We start from the raw sequence: 14,536 nt of genomic DNA, 5'->3' as shown, positions 1-14,536 counted from the left end.
GGGCGAAGCGCCCCCTGATGGGCTCCGCCTTGGAGCGAGCGCTGCTAACACGCCTCACAAGCCGGGGCAAAGCGCTTTCGCGGCGCCGCGAAGACGCCTAGCTAAGTGGTGAGTGACAAGATGGGGAGACGGCCATGACCACCTTCGACAACCGCGAGCAGGCCTTCGAGAACGAGTTCGCCCACGACCAGGAGAAGCGCTTCAAGGTCGAGGCCAAGCGCGACCGCTATGTCGGCCTCTGGGCCGCCGAGAAGCTCGGCAAGACCGCAGGCGATGCCGACGAGTACGCCAAATCGGTGATCCGCGCCGACCTCAAGGAGCCCGGCGACAACGACGTCTTCGAAAAGCTACGCGCCGACCTGCCCAAGAACGACATCAGCGACCAGGACATCCGCAAGGCGATGACCGACGCGCTGCAAAAGGCCATGGACGAGGTACGCAAGGGGTAAGGCACAGGCCTTCCTCCCCCTCCCAGGGGGAGGTGCCCCGGAGGGGCGGAGGGGGACCATCCACTAGCAAAGTCCTTCTTCGCTACTCCCCTCCGACCGCTACGTGGCCACCCCCCCTGAAGGGGAGGAGAGGCGCACACGAACAAACTAGAGGAAACGACATGTCCAAACGACTAGCGGGCAAGAAAGCCTTCATCACCGGCGGGGCCCAGGGGCTCGGCCTGGCCATGGGCGAGATGTTCATGCGCGAGGGCGCCGATGTAACGCTCACGGACATTCAGCTCGATAAAGTGAGCCAGGAAGCCGAGCGCATCGGCGCGGCGGCAGGCATCGAGCACGACGTCACCGACCCCTTCGCCTGGAAACAGGCCCTGGAGGCAGCGGCGGAGGAGATGGACGGCATCAACGTCCTCGTCCACAATGCCGGCATAGGCAGTTTCGGGAATGTCGAGACCGAGAGCTACGAGATGTACCGGAAGGTCTGCGCCATCGACATGGACTCGGTGTTCCTCGGCACCCAGGCCGCCATGCCCTACCTCAAGGACAACGCGCCCGCCTCGATCATCATCATCTCGTCGGTGGCCGGACTGATGGCCGACGGCAACTTCCTCAGCTACAACGTCGCCAAGGCAGGCGTCGCCATGATGGGCAAGTCGATCGCGCTCCACTGCGCAAGGAACGGCTACCAGATCAACTGCAACTCGATCCATCCCGTCTTTACACGGACACCGATCCTCGACCCGATGATCCAGCTCAAGGGCAGCCAGGAAGAGGGCGAGAAGGCTCTGGTACGGAACATCCCGATGAAGCGCCTCGGCGAGCCGGACGAGGTGGCCGCCATGGCCACCTACCTCGCCTCGGACGAGGCCCGCTTCGTCACGGGTTCGGAGTTCCGCATCGACGGCGGCATCACCGCCTGTGGGCTGGGATCGAAGTAGTTTCGATCATGTAGGGCGGTTCGCGAAGCGTACCGCCGACTTATCGCGACCGCAAAAATGGCAAGGCGGCACGCTCGCGCGAGCCGCACTGCGGAACTGCCTTGCCCCCGAAGTACGCGAGCGAAGCGAAAGCGAAGTCGAGCCGGCGCTCAAGTAGGCTCGCGAGTAGCGAGCCGGTAGCGCCACTCAATCATAACCCTCCCTACCAACGCGCGAACCGCGGCAGGAGTGCTGCCGCGGCTAGGGTGGTGAGGGCGATGGCGCCTCCGTACCAGAGGGCGACGTAGCCCAGGTTCATGAAGGGGCACTGCAGGCCGTAGAGGAAGGCCCCCCAGCTACCCGAGGCGATGCCGATGAACAGGGCGGTCATCTTCGGGCTGGTGGGCGCTGCCCCCCGCATGAAGAAGGTCAGCCCGATGAACATCGGCAGGGAGAAGCTGATCGAGCTGACCAGGCAGGTGATCCCCTTCGACGGCATCAAGATGGCCTGGGCGCTGCCCCCGAAGCTGCGGTCGAGGCTCAGCACCGCGAACCCAGCTAGCGCGCCGCCAATGGCGAGGGCCAGTTTCTTCTGGCGCGGCGCCGTGGGCTCGAAGCTGCGGAAGGCGAGGGCGGCAAAACCGATCGTCAGCGCGGCGAAGAGGCCGGTCTTGGCGAAGGCCATGGTGGGGTTGTGGGTGAACACCGCCGAGGTGCTGCTGCTGATGAAGAGGTAGGTGCCGACCAGCTGCAGGGCCAGGATACCGGCCAGCATGAGCGCTTCACGGGTCGGGCGGCGGCGCGAGACCGGAGCGAGGCTCGCCGTGAGCCCGTCGATCAGCGACGCAGAGGAGGGGTTTTCGTAGCTAGGCATTCGCTTCTTCCAGACGTTTCATCATTCGCTTCATACCGCGGTGGATACGGACCTTGACCGAGGAGAGGGACTGCCCCGTCATCTCGGCGATCTCGTCGAGGGCGTGGCCCTCGATCTTGGCCAGGCGAATGGCTTGAGCTTGGTTTTCAGGGATGTGAGACAGAAGGCGTTCGAGAACAATCTTCGACATGACTGCGCTTTCATGGCCTCCGACCGCTGCCTGATCCTCCAGCTCGACCTCCTCCGCGCGGTAGTGGCGGCGGAGCTTGTCGAGCCATTTGTAGCGCGCAATGGCGACGAACCAGGGCGCGAACGGCTTGGTGGGATCGTAGGTATGCCGCTTCTTATGGAGGGCCATCAGGGCCTCCTGGGCGACGTCCTCGACAGCGTCGGGGGCGACACGGCGGGCGAGAAAGATGCGCAGCCAGGCGTCGCAGGCCTTGAGCACTTCCTGATAGGCCCGCTTGTCGCCTTTCTGAGCACGCGCCATCAGGGGTCCCAGATGGGACAGGTCCGTGGCGGAGCGGGGAGCTTCGCTTCCCTCGACGACGCGTAGCTTGGGCTTGGCGTTCATGGTTTCACCTTTGTCTTCTGTGACCATATCCGCGCGAGCCTCCGCAATGGTTACAGGTGGCCTCTCCGTCAGGTGCACGAGGCCCGCCTTTTCGCTCCCTGTGAAGCGAACCGGCAAAGTGTCGCACCATCCGATCGCCGTGACCAGCGCCGCACGCACCGGGCGGCCTCGCTTTTCCGCCGGCTCGGAACCGGCTGCTCCGCCGCCCTGTTGCCCTCCTACGCATCACAAGGAGGCACCTGATGGTTGACCTGAAAGAGACCGAAGCCAATCCCGAGAAGCAGTTCTTCGAGCAGCTCGACAACGTCCCCGCAGGCATGCTGCACCTCATGGATGCGGGTCTCCACGCCCAGCCCATGGCAGCCAGCCACGAGGAGGGCACGAACCGCCTCTGGATCTACGCCAAGACCGACAGCGAGCTCGTCGAGGAGCTGCGCAAGGGTCACACCACCGCTCATTTCCACGTCGTCGGCAAGGATCACGACTACCATGCCTGCGTGAAGGGCACGCTGCGCGAGAACAACGACCGCGCCAAGATCGACCAGTTCTGGAACCCGATCGTTGCCGCCTGGTACAAGGACGGCCAGGACGACCCGACCCTCTGCCTCCTTCAGTACGACCTCCAGGACGGCGAAGTCTGGGGCTCCACCGGCAGCTCGATGAAGTTCGGCTGGGAGATCGCCAAGGCGAACCTGATGGACGACCAGCTCCCCGATGTCGGCGTCCACAAGGGCGTGACCTTCAGCCATGCGGCTTAGGCCGCTTGTCACCTCTCCCGCCCTGCGGGAGAGGTCGAAATCTTCGATTTCGGGTGAGGGCCTCGGCGAAGCCGTTCTGGAACGCTCTTCATAAAGACCTGCGCTCAGAACACCCTCACCCTCGGTCCGTCGATTGTGTACACCCAACCCCGCGGGGCGGGAGAGGCAGGCGATAGTGACCTACCCCCGCCACCCCTCCAGCGCCTCGAGCATCTTGCTCCGCACCGTATCGAGGCCGTGCTTCTTCTCCGACGAAGTAGCCAGCACCTCCGGGTGGGCAGCAGGCCGCTTGGCCAGGGCCTCGCCGACCTCGTTCAGCCGGAACGTGACCCCGGTCTCCTTGATCTTGTCGGTCTTGGTCAGGACGATCTGGTAGCTCACCGCCGCCTCGTCGAGGAGCGCCATCGCCTCCTCGTCCACCGGCTTCAGCCCGTGGCGGCTGTCCACCAGCAGGAAGACGCGCAGCAGGTTCGGCCGCCCCGTCAGGTAGTCGAAGATGAGGTCCGTCCAGGCATCGACCTTGCTGCGCGAGGCCCGCGCATAGCCGTAGCCCGGAAGGTCCACGAGCCTGAACCGCCCGCCAATGTCGAAGAAGTTGACCTCCTGGGTCCGTCCAGGCGTGTTCGAGGTCCGCGCCAAACCGCGCCGGTTCATCAGCGCGTTGAGCAGCGAGGACTTGCCTACATTCGATCGTCCGGCAAAGGCGAACTCGCCGAGATCGGCAGGCGGTAGCCCGGCAATGTCGACGACCCCCTTCATGAAGGTCGCTTCGCCGGTAAAGACTTTTCGGGAGGGGCGGGTGGTCATCGCCGCGCCTTGCCACGCAGAGCCGGAAGGCGAAAGGCCGAGGAGGAGAGTGACGTGCGTTTCACCGAGCTGATCGCGTCGATGAGGGAAGAGGGCGGCACCTACCATCAGGCGATCCCGCCCGAATGGTCTCAGGGCCGCACCGCTTACGGCGGGCTGACCGCATCCATGTGCCTGGCCGCAGCCCAGAACGCCTTCTCGGGGCTTCCGCCCCTACGCTCCGCCCAGATCGGCTTCGTCGGGCCGGCGGCGGGGAAGGCGGTAATCGCCTGCGAGCTTCTTCGTCAGGGCAAATCCACCAGCTTCGTCGCCGCCGACCTGCGCGCGGAGGCGGGCCTTGCCACCCGCGCGCTTCTGGTGTTCGGCGCGGCGAGAGAGAGCAAGATCGCCCATCTCGATCTCAGCCCCCCGGACCTTCCGCCGCTCGATCCGTCCAAGCTGCTACCCACCGGCTCGTCTTTCCCTGCCTTCCTGTCGCAGTTCGATATCCACATCGCCCGCGGCGGCGTGCCCTTCAGCGGAAGGGGCGAGCATCGCAGCTTCTGGTGGGTGCGCCACAGAGACGAGGAAGCACGAGCAGGCATCCTTCCCCTCATCGCCCTCGCCGACATTCAGCCTCCAGCCATCGCGCCGGTTATCGAGGGTCCGGCCCCGGTCAGCTCGGTCACTTGGCAGGTCGATCTCCTATCCGACGATCCGCAGACAGAGGACGGATGGTACCTGGTCGAGACATCGGCCGAATGGGCCGGGGGCGGATGGTCCAGCCAGAAGATGACGGTCTGGGACCGAAGCCTGCGCCCGGTCGCCTCCCACCGCCAGTCCGTGGTGGTGTTCACCTGAACCCTTCGCTACCCGGAGGCCTTGAAAGCCGGGCATAAGACCGAACGAGACATCCATGACCGTCCTTCCCCTGATCGCAGCCCTCCTCTTCACCCTTCAGCCTACGGAGGCAGTCGAGACCGCCGACGAGGTCGTGGCGGCCTGGACGGAAGAGCTCGGCCCGACCTTCCGGCAGATGGCGACGCTAGAAGAAGACGCCTTCATCCATGCTTGGCATGAGGAGCTAGAGCGGTGGCAGGCCCGTCTCCGCGCCGTGCCGCGCTACGATGACGACCAAGCGGCAGAACGCTACCAGGCCCGCATACTCTACGAGTGGGCGGTGGGCAGGCTTCTCTACCCGAACTATCACCGCGATCTTGCAGACCACCCAGACTACGAGCCCAGCCGAGGCTATGACCGCTATCTGAGGCGGCTCGATCTGGGGCGTCCGGATCTTTTAGGCCTTGAAGAGTACAGCTCTTTCCTCGTCCGTAAGCGGAACAAGGACGCCTTCGACCTCATCGAGCGACGCAAGGGTAGGCTGAACGACGGCACGCGCAATTTGACGGCCAAACTCCTGATCAACCGCCGGTTCAGAAACGATGAAATCCGCTGTTTTCTGGAGCGCGAGGCCTTAGCCGACTGGCTGGAGTACTACGAAGCGGACGGCCTGACGGACGAGCCTGCGCAGATCGCCAAGAGTTGTCCGGGGGAGGAGACGGACGCGCTTCTCCGTCAAACCGAAGCGTATCAGGACGAACGCGAAGGGCACATCATCGAGGTGTTCAAGACGGCCGAGGGACACGACCTCGAACTTCACCTCTACCTTCCCGACGGTGCCAGCGAGCCGCGCCCGGCCATGCTATGGTTTCATGGCGGCGGCTGGTCCTTCGGCTCGTGGAACTGGTGCGGACCCTGCGCCTGGTTCAAGGAGCGCGGCATGGCGGTGGCGCAGGTTGAGTACCGGGTCGAGGGGCGCCACGGCTCCACCATTCCGGACAGCTACGAGGACACGCTCGACGCCATCCGTTGGCTGAAGGAGAACGCAAGCGAGTACGGCATCGACCCTGAGCGCATCGGGGCGGCGGGCTTCTCGGCGGGTGCGCATCTGTCCCTCGCGGCGGCCAGCTTCGCACCTGACGCGGCAGCGCCGGACCTGGTCGCGGCGATCTCCGGCTGTACCGACCTCACCAACGATCCCTATACGGTGCGCCTTTCCGGCGGCATGGACAACGCAAGACGCCTCTCGCCCCGCTTCGCCCCCAACCCGGAAGGCCCGCCCATCTTCATGGCCAACGCCGAGTACGATACGGACTGCTCCTTCGAAGAGGCAGAAGCCTTCGTCAGTGCAGCGCGCGATGTGGGAGCTGCGGTCGAGTTCCTGCCGCAGCCCGATCGCGGCCATTTCTTCCTGCGCGACCCCGAACGGTCGGCGCAGACCAAGGACGCGGTGTACCGCTTCCTCGACGAGAACGGCTTTTAGGGCTCGTAGCGCGCGCTCTCGCCCAGGGAGGGCCGGGCCACCTCCACCGCGGCGAGCTTGTCCAGTGCCTTGCGGCTACGCTCGAAGATGTAGTGGGAGAGGTTCTCCAGCGTCGGCACTTCCAGCCCCTCGATATGGTTGAGGAAGGCGTGGTCCAGCGTGCGGCGCAGGTCATCGGCTTCGGCGCGGACCAAGGCGAAGTCCGTAAGCCAACCTTTCGGCCCGACCTCCTCGCCGCGCAGGATCAGGAGCACTTCGAAGCTGTGTCCGTGGACCCGCGCGTAAGGGTGGTCGTCGCCCGCGACATTGCCGCCGAGCTCATGGGCAGCCTCGAAGAAGAAGCGGTAGCGCTGCTCGTACATCAGCGAAGCACCCCCTCTTCGATCCGCTCCATGCGGCAGCCCACGGCCTCGGCGTCGGGGTAGACGGAGAGCTTGCGAGTCTCCGCCACCACGCCGTGCACGCCTTTATGCCGTCCGATCTCCTCGATCAGCGCCTCGCAGAGGGTCTCCTGCAGCCCGAAATGGGTGTCTTCCGTCAGGGTGATGACGGCCTGGCGGAGATGGTCGTAGTCCACCACATCCTCGATCCCGTCACCGGGGCCTAGCCGCTTGATGATGGCGGCTATGCTGAAGCTGACGAGCTGCGGGCGCACTTCATGGTCCAGGACGCCGAGCTTCACATGGCGGCGCAAGTCTTCGAGGAAGACGGTGTAGTGGCCTTGCTGAAGGGGCGGTAGGTACACGGCATTATTCCGAGAACATGACGTCGCGCGGGCTCGCCTTGAGGTGCTCGCCATTGTCGGCGATCAGCACCTGGCCCGTAATGGCGCGGTGCTGAAGCGCAAAGAGGACGGTTTCGGCGACATCTTCCGGTGTCAGGCGGCGCTCCAGCACGTTGACCGTGGGCGCCAGCCGCTCGAACACTTCCTCCGGCTGGCCGGGGGAGGGGAGGTTGTAGCCGGGTGCCACGCCGACCACCCGCACCTTGGGGGCGAAGGCCCTCGCCATGGTCAAGGTCGCGCCGTGCAGCGCCTGCTTGCTCACCGTATAGCTGAAATGGTCCGCGTTCAGAATGAAAAGCTTCTGGTCGAGGATGTTGACCACCGCGCCGCCGTCCGGGGCCTGCTTGGCGAAAGCTTTCGCGGTCATCATGGGCGCCACGGCGTTGATGCGGAAGTGCTTGTAAAGCGCCTCCTCGGTCGCCTCGCCCGCCGTATCGTGCTCGAAGATCGCGGCGGAGTTGACGAGACCCGTCAGGGGTCGACCTAGTTTCTCTACCGCAGCAGCGATCAGCTTCTCGCCCGCGCCTTCCTGGGAGAGGTTCTGGCCGACAGCCACAGTACCGAGCTTCTTGGCCAGCTCCTCAGCCGAGCCGGCCGAGCTGTTATAGTGGATGACCGGCTGCCATCCCGCCTCGGCGCAAGCTTCGGCGATAGCCCGCCCGACCCTGATGGCACCGCCGGTGATCAGAACCGCCCGCATGGCTCAACCTGCCGCCGTGCCGATGAAGGCGATGTAGCCCACATAGGCGATGACGCTCAGAAGACCGATCACCCTGCCGAACGGCTTCCTGAGGAGGATCAGCCCGCTGATCAGCAGGGTCGCCGCGATCATCACCGGCAGGTCGATCCTCAGCGCCGTCTCGGTGAAGGCGCTCGTCCCGACATAGCCTGCGGCGGCGCCGACGAAGAGCATGTTGAAGATGTTCGAGCCGATGATGGTCCCCGCCGACACATCCGCGTCCTTCTTGAACGCGGCGGCCAGCACCGTGGCAAGCTCGGGCAGGGAGGTGCCGAAGGCGATAATGGTCAGACCGATGATCTCCTGACGCACGCCCATCATCGTGGCGATGGCCTCGCCGTTATTGACCAGAAGCGTCGCGCCGAGGGGCAGGCCCACGAGCCCCAGCGCCGTGAAAAGCAGGACCAACGGCAGCTTGGGCGCCGTCACCGTCTCCCCCTCGGCTACCAGCGATGCGTCGCCGCCCTTGCGCGCTTCGCGCCACATCATCAGGAAGTAGACCAGCATCCCGCCGGTGAAGGCGTAGGCCTCCGGCATGCCGATCTTGCCGTTCCAGTAGACCATCGCGCAGAAAAGCGCCGTGGCTACGAGAAGCGCAATGCCGTGCCGCCGGAGCTTGGGCACGTTCATGCTGATCGGCAGCAGGATAGCCGGAAGTCCCAGGACCAGAAGCACGTTGGCGATGTTCGAGCCGACGATGTTGCCGAGCGCGATGCCCGCAGCATCCGACGCCACCGCGTCCACCGTCACCACCAGCTCCGGCGCTGAGGTGCCGAAGGCCACCACGGTCAGGCCGATGATCAGGGGCGGTATCTTGGCGATGGCCGCAAGGCCGGACGCACCGCGCACGAGGAACTCCCCGGCGGTGAGAAGAATGACGAGACCTACGAGGAGGAGAAGAGCGGCTTCAGCCATAAAGGGGCGGACAGGTCCCTAGAGGGCTCAGTCCCAGCGCCCTTTCTCGAGAATGTTGAGGCCCGCGAAGACCACAACGAACAGGATGATGATGAGAAGGCTCGGCGAGGTGAAGATGTGGAGCGGGTTGCCCGTTCCGGCGGCGAGGATCAGTTCCATCGAGAACTCCTATCTGAGAAGTCGAGCTGAGCAGATAGCGACGCTTGTGCCCCCCGTCACCCCCGCCCGTGCCCGCAAAAGGCCGCGGCTGCGGCTCGGCGGTTGCGAGCCGGGTTGGGCGGGTCTATGCGGACGGCTTGGCGGGGCCATGGCTCTGCTTACAGAATATGGAAAAGACTATGGCTTACAATACCTTAGAGGTCCAGACCGACGAGCGTGTCCGGGTCATCAGGCTCTCCCGTCCCGAGGCGCTCAACGCCTTCAACAGGGAGTTGATGGACGAGCTGACCGACGCGCTGAAGGCGGCCGACGAGGACAACCAGATCAGCGCCATCGTGCTGACCGGCTCGGAGAAGGCCTTCGCCGCCGGCGCCGACATCAAGGAGATGGCCGATAAGAGCTTCGTCGAAGCCTATACCGAGGACTTCATCACCGCCAACTGGGAGCAGGCCTCACGCACCCGTAAGCCACTCATCGCAGCGGTGGCCGGTTACGCCCTCGGCGGGGGCTGCGAGCTCGCCATGATGTGCGACTTCATCATCGCCGCGGACAATGCGAAATTTGGCCAGCCCGAGATCACCATCGGCGCCATTCCCGGCGCAGGCGGCACCCAGCGCATGGCCAAGTTCATCGGCAAGGCCAAGGCGATGGATATGTGCCTCACCGGACGGATGATGGGCGCCGAGGAGGCCGAGCGCTGCGGCCTCGTCGCGCGCATTGTGCCGAAGGCCGAGCTGATGGACACCGCCATGGAGGCGGCCAAGAAGATCGCCGGCTACTCCCGCCCCATCGCCATGATGGTCAAGGAGAGCGTCAACCGCGCCTTCGAGGTGCCCCTCTCCGAAGGCGTCCGCTTCGAGCGCCGAGTCTTCCACTCGGTCTTCGCCACCCAGGACCAGAAGGAGGGCATGAAAGCCTTCGTCGAGAAGCGCCAGCCGAACTTCAAGGACGCTTGAGTTTGCAAAGCGCGGCATAGCTTGTACCGCCTCCCTCTCCCGACCCCGCGGGAGAGGGACCGAGGGTGAGGGCCTTCGAAGCGCAACGCTGGTCGTCATCTGGATCACCACGGCTTCGCCGATCCCCTCACCCAAAGCCTGCTGCGCAGCCTTTGACCTCTCCCGCAAGCGGGAGAGGTGAGCTCACTCTGAGTTGGAGCCGTCCTTGGACAACATCGTCTTCGTCGTCACGCTGATCGGCTTCGCGGGCATCGCCGCCCAGTGGCTGGCCTGGCGTTTCAACCTTCCGGCCATCGTCCTGATGTCCATCGCGGGCATCCTGATCGGTCCCGTGTTCGGATGGATCAGGCCCGAAGAGAGCTTCGGCGAGCTCTACCAGCCGCTCATCTCCATTGCGGTCGGCATCATCCTCTTCGAAGGGGGCCTGCAGCTCAAATTCGACGAGCTGCGCGAGGTCGGGCGCGGTGTCAGGCGCCTCGTCTTCCCCGGCGTCTTCATCGCTTGGGGCCTCGGTTTCCTGGCCGCCTGGAAGATCGCAGGTCTCTCCTTCGAGACCGCGGCACTCTTCTCCGGCATCATGGTCGTCACCGGCCCCACCGTCATCATGCCGCTCCTGCGTCAGGCGAAGCTGTCCAGCCGCCCAGCGACGCTGCTGCGCTGGGAGGGGATCGTCAACGACCCCCTCGGCGCGCTCCTCGCCGTCTTCGTCTATGAGACGCTGCACATCGCCCATATCGGCGTCGACGTGGCGAGCTACCAGGTCATCGGCAGCCTCATCCTGGGCGCGCTCCTCTCTACCGGGCTCGGCGTCATCATGGGCCTTTTCGCAGCTCAGGCCTTCCGCAAGGGCTGGGTGCCGGAGTTCCTCAAGACGCCTGTGCTGCTCGGCTCGGTGCTGGTCTGCTTCGCGGTCGCCAACGGCTTTCAGGAGGAGGGCGGCCTTCTCTCCGTCACCGCCATGGGCGTAACCCTGGCCAACGCCAAGCTGCCCTCGATCAACCAGCTTCGCCAGTTCAAGGAGAACATCGCCGTTCTCTTCGTCTCCGGCGTGTTCGTCGTCCTGACGGCGAACCTCACCATTGAGACCCTGACCAGCCTGACCCTCCAGGACGGCTTGTTCGTGCTGGCCATGCTGCTTCTGGTGAGGCCGATCGCCGTCTTCCTCTCCATGATCGGCACCAACCCCACCTTCAAGGAGCGGCTGCTCGTCGGCTGGATCGCGCCGAGGGGCATCGTCGCCGTGGCGGTCTCGGGCCTCTTCGCCGCCAAGATGGTGGAGATCGGCTATGAAGACGGCGAGAAGATGGTGCCGCTGGCCTTCGCCATGGTCTTCGCCACCGTCATCGCCCACGGCTTCTCGATCACGCCCCTGGCGCGGGCCTTGGGCCTCGCCCAGGCGGGGCGGCCGGGCTTCCTCATCGTCGGCGGTTCGGCCTGGTCGACGGCCCTGGGCGAGAAGCTGCGCGAGATGGGCATCCCGGTCCTCATCTCCGACTCGAGCTACCGTGCCCTCCGTTCGGCCAGGAACGCCGGGCTCGAGACGTTCTACGGCGAGATCCTCTCCGAGGTGACCGAGCATCATGTGGAGTTCGTCCGCTACGACACGCTCTTGGCCGTGACGGCCAATGACAGCCACAACGCCCTCGTCTGCACCGACCTCGCCCACGAGCTCGACCGCACCCGCACCTTCCAGCTCTCCTCGAAGGGCACGGGCGAGCACCGCCGCGCCGTCTCCTACGCGCTTCAGGGCCGCTCGCTCTTCGGCAAGCCGGTCTCCCTCGATGAGCTGATGCAGCGCCACTATAACGGCTGGGCCTTCCAGCTCACCCGCGTCTCCGAAGAGTACACGGCGGAGATGCTGAAAGAGGCGCTGGGGGACGAAAGCCTGATGATGCTGATCGAGCGCGACGAGCAGATCGTCTTTGCGACCTCGGACAGCCCCCTCATCCCTAAGCTTGGCGACCGCGTGCTGGCCTATGTTCCGCCAGAGGTGGCCGAGGGCCGCACGCAGCCAGCAGGGGATACGGACCAGATCAAGGCCCGCAAGGAGGAGATCCTCGAGCAGAACCCAGTTCCTCCTGGCTTAACGACCGGTTAAGTATGCCTGCCGTAACCCTAATCCCGAACCATCTCGGTAAGGAACAGGGTGCGGCATGCGTTTGGCGGCAGGAGAGAGAGACGGTCGCTCCCTCAAGGCCTATGCCGCGGCTTATGGCCGAAAGCAGCGCATCCTGGAGCTGCGCCAGGAACTGACCGTCGCGCAAGCTGAGGCCAGGCAGGCCATCGCCGCGAAGAGCGCCTTCCTTTCCGGCCTCAACCATGAGCTCCGTACTCCCCTCAACGCCATCACCGGCTTCACCGGCCTCGTGAAGGAGCAGCCGGACCTCGGTGATGAGAAGAGAGCGGAGTATCTCGATCACGTGCTGAACTCGGCAGGCGTGCTTCTGGAGCGGATCGACGCCATCCTGCGGGCGGCGGCGGGCGCGGATACTCCTCGAAAAGAAGAGCCGAGCACGGATCTCCTCCCCGTTCTGAAGGAAGTCCTGGCAGCTAGGACCAAGTCCGTTTTCGTCAGTCGCGCGGACATCGCAGACGTCCTTCCCACGTTGATTGTGCCGCCGCAGGACTTGGAACGCGCGCTCGGGCTGGTCTTCGACCACCTCACCGATGGCGGCAAGGCCCGCCGCGCCATTAGCTGCGCGGCCAGGGCGGAGCGCGGCGAGCTTCCCGGTATCACCGTCACGTTCGAAGTCGTGGACGAGCTTGGCTGCTCATCGAACGTGTACCAGGAAGACCTGGTCCGTCAGGTCAAGCGTCTCGGCTGCGAGCTTACTACAGAGACTGAAGAAGGCGGCAGCAAGCTGTCCTTGTTCTGCCCCTCCCTGGCAGAGGAGCGCGCAGCGTGACGGGTGCCAACAGCGCAGTTCCGAGCCAGGGCGGCAGCCGCCTGGAGGGCGTGGTCGCGTCGGTCAGTGCAGAGACGGCCATCCTTGCCTTTCCTGCGACCTTGGCGCGCGCCGCCAACCTGACCATCGGCACGCTGATCGCCATCGAAGGGATCACCCCGATCATCGCCTCGGTGGCGGCGATGGAAACCCCGGCGGGCCTGACCGAGCCCGGCCAGGTCGAGATCGTGTTCGCCGAGGTGCGGCTTCTGGGCAGTCTCGAGGCGGGCATCCCCATGGCCCGCGTCACCTGCCCGAGCGTCGGAGCCAGCGCCAGGCTGCTGGACGAGCGCGAGGCCATCGAGGCGCGCGAAGCGGCTCTCAAGGAGCCGCTGAACCTTGCAGCAGGCGAGCGGCCCCTGTCTCTCGAACTCCAGCACCTGATGCGCGACGGCTTGGTGATCGCCGGACAGCCGCTTCAGACTGCGCCGCTCTTCGCCCTCATCATCCGCAAACTGCTGCTCGGCTCCTTCCCCGCCAGGCTGATCGTCCTCGACCCGGACGATCTTTTTACGGACAGCTTTGGCGGCGCCGCCAGCGTGGTCGATCTCAGCTTAGGCCTCGCTCCCATCGGTCTTCTGAACGCGGACGAGATAGCCGCCGTACTGGGCGCCGTGCAGGAGCCTCTGTCCGAGGACGAGCGCCGTTTGCTGCGCATGGCGGTGAGGGGGCAGGGGGGGCAGCTTCGCTCCCTGATCGCCGAGCTCGATCGTATCGGCTCTGCCAGCCAGGACGATACCAAGCCGGCCTCTTCGCTCTCCGCCAGGCTTCGCCGCGCGCGCGAGGACGACCGGCTGGCTCTCTTCCTCAGCGAGGAAGCCGACGCGCTCGACGCCGACATGGTGGTGCAGAACCTCTTCCGCCTGCCCGATGGCCGCCCGCCCATGACCGTCTGCCAGCTCGGCAACCTCGTCCCGGAGCTGCACCGGCCCGCGGCGAAGATCATCCAGCGCTTCGCCAAGACCCTCGCCAAGACCTCCGGCGGCCGCATCCCCGTTCTCTTCGCCGCCCATCAGGTCGACCGCCTCATGGGCGAGGCGCCTGAGCCCTCCGCCCATTTCGCCAGCCTCACCACCGCTAGAACCTTCGCGTCCGGACAGTCGGGCATCGCCACCCACGGCGCCAAGGCGGAAGGGGCGGGTACAGAGGCTATCGAGCTGGCCCTGCGCTCTTTGAGGGCAGGTGAGGCGCTACTCCTCGACCCCATGCTGCCCTGGCCGCAAGCCTTCACGCCCCAAGCTCTGCCCGAAGGCGCTCAACCGGGCGGCAGCAGGCAGACGGGGAGCGAAGGGGAGGGCGATGCAAGAGCGCTTCTCGCCAAGGTGGCCTCGGCCTTTGCCGGGGGCCGCGGTTAGCC

The 14,536-nt window shown here is 65.3% G+C and carries 17 protein-coding genes; 9 read left to right on the top strand and 8 right to left on the bottom strand.

From position 1 onward, the window contains the following. Positions 1 to 134: 134 nt before the first annotated feature. Both NOG11_RS04350 and NOG11_RS04345 read left to right on the top strand, forming a co-directional pair. Complete coding sequence (locus tag NOG11_RS04350; RefSeq protein WP_256618459.1) at positions 135 to 449, top strand: DUF1476 domain-containing protein; 315 nt, start codon at positions 135 to 137, stop codon at positions 447 to 449. Positions 450 to 610: 161 nt separating this feature from the next. Further along, positions 611 to 1,387 carry an SDR family oxidoreductase gene (locus tag NOG11_RS04345; protein WP_256618458.1) on the top strand — a complete coding sequence of 259 codons (777 nt, stop codon included), beginning with the start codon at positions 611 to 613 and terminating at the stop codon, positions 1,385 to 1,387. Between the two features lie 202 nt (positions 1,388 to 1,589). On the opposite strand, the gene NOG11_RS04340 is transcribed toward NOG11_RS04345, so the two are convergent. Then, positions 1,590 to 2,240: an NrsF family protein gene (locus NOG11_RS04340; RefSeq protein WP_256618457.1), complete on the bottom strand. Its 651-nt coding sequence runs from the start codon at positions 2,238 to 2,240 to the stop codon at positions 1,590 to 1,592. Then, entirely contained in the window at positions 2,233 to 2,814 is a 582-nt protein-coding gene (locus tag NOG11_RS04335) for a sigma-70 family RNA polymerase sigma factor (RefSeq protein ID WP_256618456.1), read from the bottom strand. Before NOG11_RS04335 ends, NOG11_RS04340 begins: the two co-directional genes overlap by 8 nt. 242 nt (positions 2,815 to 3,056) lie before the next feature. Between NOG11_RS04335 and NOG11_RS04330 the strand changes: the two genes are divergently transcribed. After that, entirely contained in the window at positions 3,057 to 3,572 is a 516-nt protein-coding gene (locus NOG11_RS04330; RefSeq protein ID WP_256618455.1) for a pyridoxamine 5'-phosphate oxidase family protein, read from the top strand. 180 nt (positions 3,573 to 3,752) lie between these two features. Here the strand turns inward: NOG11_RS04330 and yihA are convergent, their stop codons facing one another. Further along, entirely contained in the window at positions 3,753 to 4,379 is a 627-nt protein-coding gene (gene yihA, locus NOG11_RS04325) for a ribosome biogenesis GTP-binding protein YihA/YsxC (RefSeq protein WP_256618454.1), read from the bottom strand. Positions 4,380 to 4,433: 54 nt separating this feature from the next. On the opposite strand from yihA, the gene NOG11_RS04320 reads away from it, so the two are divergent. Beyond that, the gene (locus NOG11_RS04320; protein ID WP_256618453.1) at positions 4,434 to 5,219 is read left to right on the top strand and encodes a thioesterase family protein; all 786 of its coding nucleotides are present in this window, start codon (positions 4,434 to 4,436) and stop codon (positions 5,217 to 5,219) included. A gap of 55 nt (positions 5,220 to 5,274) precedes the next feature. Further along, positions 5,275 to 6,681: an alpha/beta hydrolase gene (locus NOG11_RS04315; protein WP_256618452.1), complete on the top strand. Its 1,407-nt coding sequence runs from the start codon at positions 5,275 to 5,277 to the stop codon at positions 6,679 to 6,681. Here the strand turns inward: NOG11_RS04315 and NOG11_RS04310 are convergent. From NOG11_RS04310 to NOG11_RS04290, 5 genes are read right to left on the bottom strand one after another with little or no spacing between them, the layout of a single operon-like run. Then, positions 6,678 to 7,043 carry a 6-pyruvoyl trahydropterin synthase family protein gene (locus NOG11_RS04310; protein ID WP_256618451.1) on the bottom strand — a complete coding sequence of 122 codons (366 nt, stop codon included), beginning with the start codon at positions 7,041 to 7,043 and terminating at the stop codon, positions 6,678 to 6,680. The genes NOG11_RS04315 and NOG11_RS04310 overlap by 4 nt on opposite strands. Continuing rightward, positions 7,043 to 7,426 carry a dihydroneopterin aldolase gene (locus NOG11_RS04305; RefSeq protein ID WP_256618450.1) on the bottom strand — a complete coding sequence of 128 codons (384 nt, stop codon included), beginning with the start codon at positions 7,424 to 7,426 and terminating at the stop codon, positions 7,043 to 7,045. Before NOG11_RS04305 ends, NOG11_RS04310 begins: the two co-directional genes overlap by 1 nt. Positions 7,427 to 7,430: 4 nt before the next feature. Beyond that, a complete protein-coding gene (locus NOG11_RS04300; protein WP_256618449.1) occupies positions 7,431 to 8,165 on the bottom strand; it encodes an SDR family oxidoreductase in 735 nt (244 codons plus the stop codon). 3 nt (positions 8,166 to 8,168) lie between these two features. Next, positions 8,169 to 9,119: a calcium/sodium antiporter gene (locus NOG11_RS04295; RefSeq protein WP_256618448.1), complete on the bottom strand. Its 951-nt coding sequence runs from the start codon at positions 9,117 to 9,119 to the stop codon at positions 8,169 to 8,171. Positions 9,120 to 9,146: 27 nt separating this feature from the next. Next, on the bottom strand, positions 9,147 to 9,278 hold the full coding sequence (locus tag NOG11_RS04290; RefSeq protein ID WP_256618447.1) for a hypothetical protein: 132 nt from the start codon (positions 9,276 to 9,278) through the stop codon (positions 9,147 to 9,149). 179 nt (positions 9,279 to 9,457) lie between these two features. Between NOG11_RS04290 and NOG11_RS04285 the strand changes: the two genes are divergently transcribed. The 4 genes from NOG11_RS04285 to NOG11_RS04270 all read left to right on the top strand — a co-directional run bounded on the left by NOG11_RS04285 (position 9,458) and on the right by NOG11_RS04270 (position 14,534). Beyond that, positions 9,458 to 10,234, top strand: coding sequence for an enoyl-CoA hydratase (locus tag NOG11_RS04285; protein WP_256618446.1), 777 nt, complete (start codon positions 9,458 to 9,460; stop codon positions 10,232 to 10,234). Between the two features lie 205 nt (positions 10,235 to 10,439). Continuing rightward, positions 10,440 to 12,332, top strand: coding sequence for a cation:proton antiporter (locus NOG11_RS04280; protein WP_256618445.1), 1,893 nt, complete (start codon positions 10,440 to 10,442; stop codon positions 12,330 to 12,332). A gap of 55 nt (positions 12,333 to 12,387) precedes the next feature. Further along, positions 12,388 to 13,140 carry a sensor histidine kinase gene (locus NOG11_RS04275; RefSeq protein ID WP_256618444.1) on the top strand — a complete coding sequence of 251 codons (753 nt, stop codon included), beginning with the start codon at positions 12,388 to 12,390 and terminating at the stop codon, positions 13,138 to 13,140. Further along, entirely contained in the window at positions 13,137 to 14,534 is a 1,398-nt protein-coding gene (locus NOG11_RS04270) for a hypothetical protein (protein ID WP_256618443.1), read from the top strand. Before NOG11_RS04275 ends, NOG11_RS04270 begins: the two co-directional genes overlap by 4 nt. Positions 14,535 to 14,536: the final 2 nt, after the last annotated feature.

Origin of the sequence: Parvularcula maris, assembly GCF_024505085.1 — a bacterium.
In the GTDB taxonomy this organism is placed as follows: domain Bacteria; phylum Pseudomonadota; class Alphaproteobacteria; order Caulobacterales; family Parvularculaceae; genus Parvularcula; species Parvularcula maris.
The sequence above is the reverse complement of the archived record's forward strand: the minus strand, read 5'-3'. Positions and strand labels throughout refer to the sequence as shown.

What these genes read in the sequence shown, in the direction of transcription:
- NOG11_RS04350 (WP_256618459.1), top strand. Translation starts at nt 135, where the DNA reads ATGACCACCTTCGACAACCGCGAGCAGGCCTTCGAGAACGAGTTCGCC.
- NOG11_RS04345 (WP_256618458.1), top strand. Translation starts at nt 611, where the DNA reads ATGTCCAAACGACTAGCGGGCAAGAAAGCCTTCATCACCGGCGGGGCC.
- NOG11_RS04340 (WP_256618457.1), bottom strand. Translation starts at nt 2,240, where the DNA reads ATGCCTAGCTACGAAAACCCCTCCTCTGCGTCGCTGATCGACGGGCTC.
- NOG11_RS04335 (WP_256618456.1), bottom strand. Translation starts at nt 2,814, where the DNA reads ATGAACGCCAAGCCCAAGCTACGCGTCGTCGAGGGAAGCGAAGCTCCC.
- NOG11_RS04330 (WP_256618455.1), top strand. Translation starts at nt 3,057, where the DNA reads ATGGTTGACCTGAAAGAGACCGAAGCCAATCCCGAGAAGCAGTTCTTC.
- yihA (WP_256618454.1), bottom strand. Translation starts at nt 4,379, where the DNA reads ATGACCACCCGCCCCTCCCGAAAAGTCTTTACCGGCGAAGCGACCTTC.
- NOG11_RS04315 (WP_256618452.1), top strand. Translation starts at nt 5,275, where the DNA reads ATGACCGTCCTTCCCCTGATCGCAGCCCTCCTCTTCACCCTTCAGCCT.
- NOG11_RS04310 (WP_256618451.1), bottom strand. Translation starts at nt 7,043, where the DNA reads ATGTACGAGCAGCGCTACCGCTTCTTCTTCGAGGCTGCCCATGAGCTC.
- NOG11_RS04300 (WP_256618449.1), bottom strand. Translation starts at nt 8,165, where the DNA reads ATGCGGGCGGTTCTGATCACCGGCGGTGCCATCAGGGTCGGGCGGGCT.
- NOG11_RS04295 (WP_256618448.1), bottom strand. Translation starts at nt 9,119, where the DNA reads ATGGCTGAAGCCGCTCTTCTCCTCCTCGTAGGTCTCGTCATTCTTCTC.
- NOG11_RS04290 (WP_256618447.1), bottom strand. Translation starts at nt 9,278, where the DNA reads ATGGAACTGATCCTCGCCGCCGGAACGGGCAACCCGCTCCACATCTTC.
- NOG11_RS04285 (WP_256618446.1), top strand. Translation starts at nt 9,458, where the DNA reads ATGGCTTACAATACCTTAGAGGTCCAGACCGACGAGCGTGTCCGGGTC.
- NOG11_RS04275 (WP_256618444.1), top strand. Translation starts at nt 12,388, where the DNA reads ATGCGTTTGGCGGCAGGAGAGAGAGACGGTCGCTCCCTCAAGGCCTAT.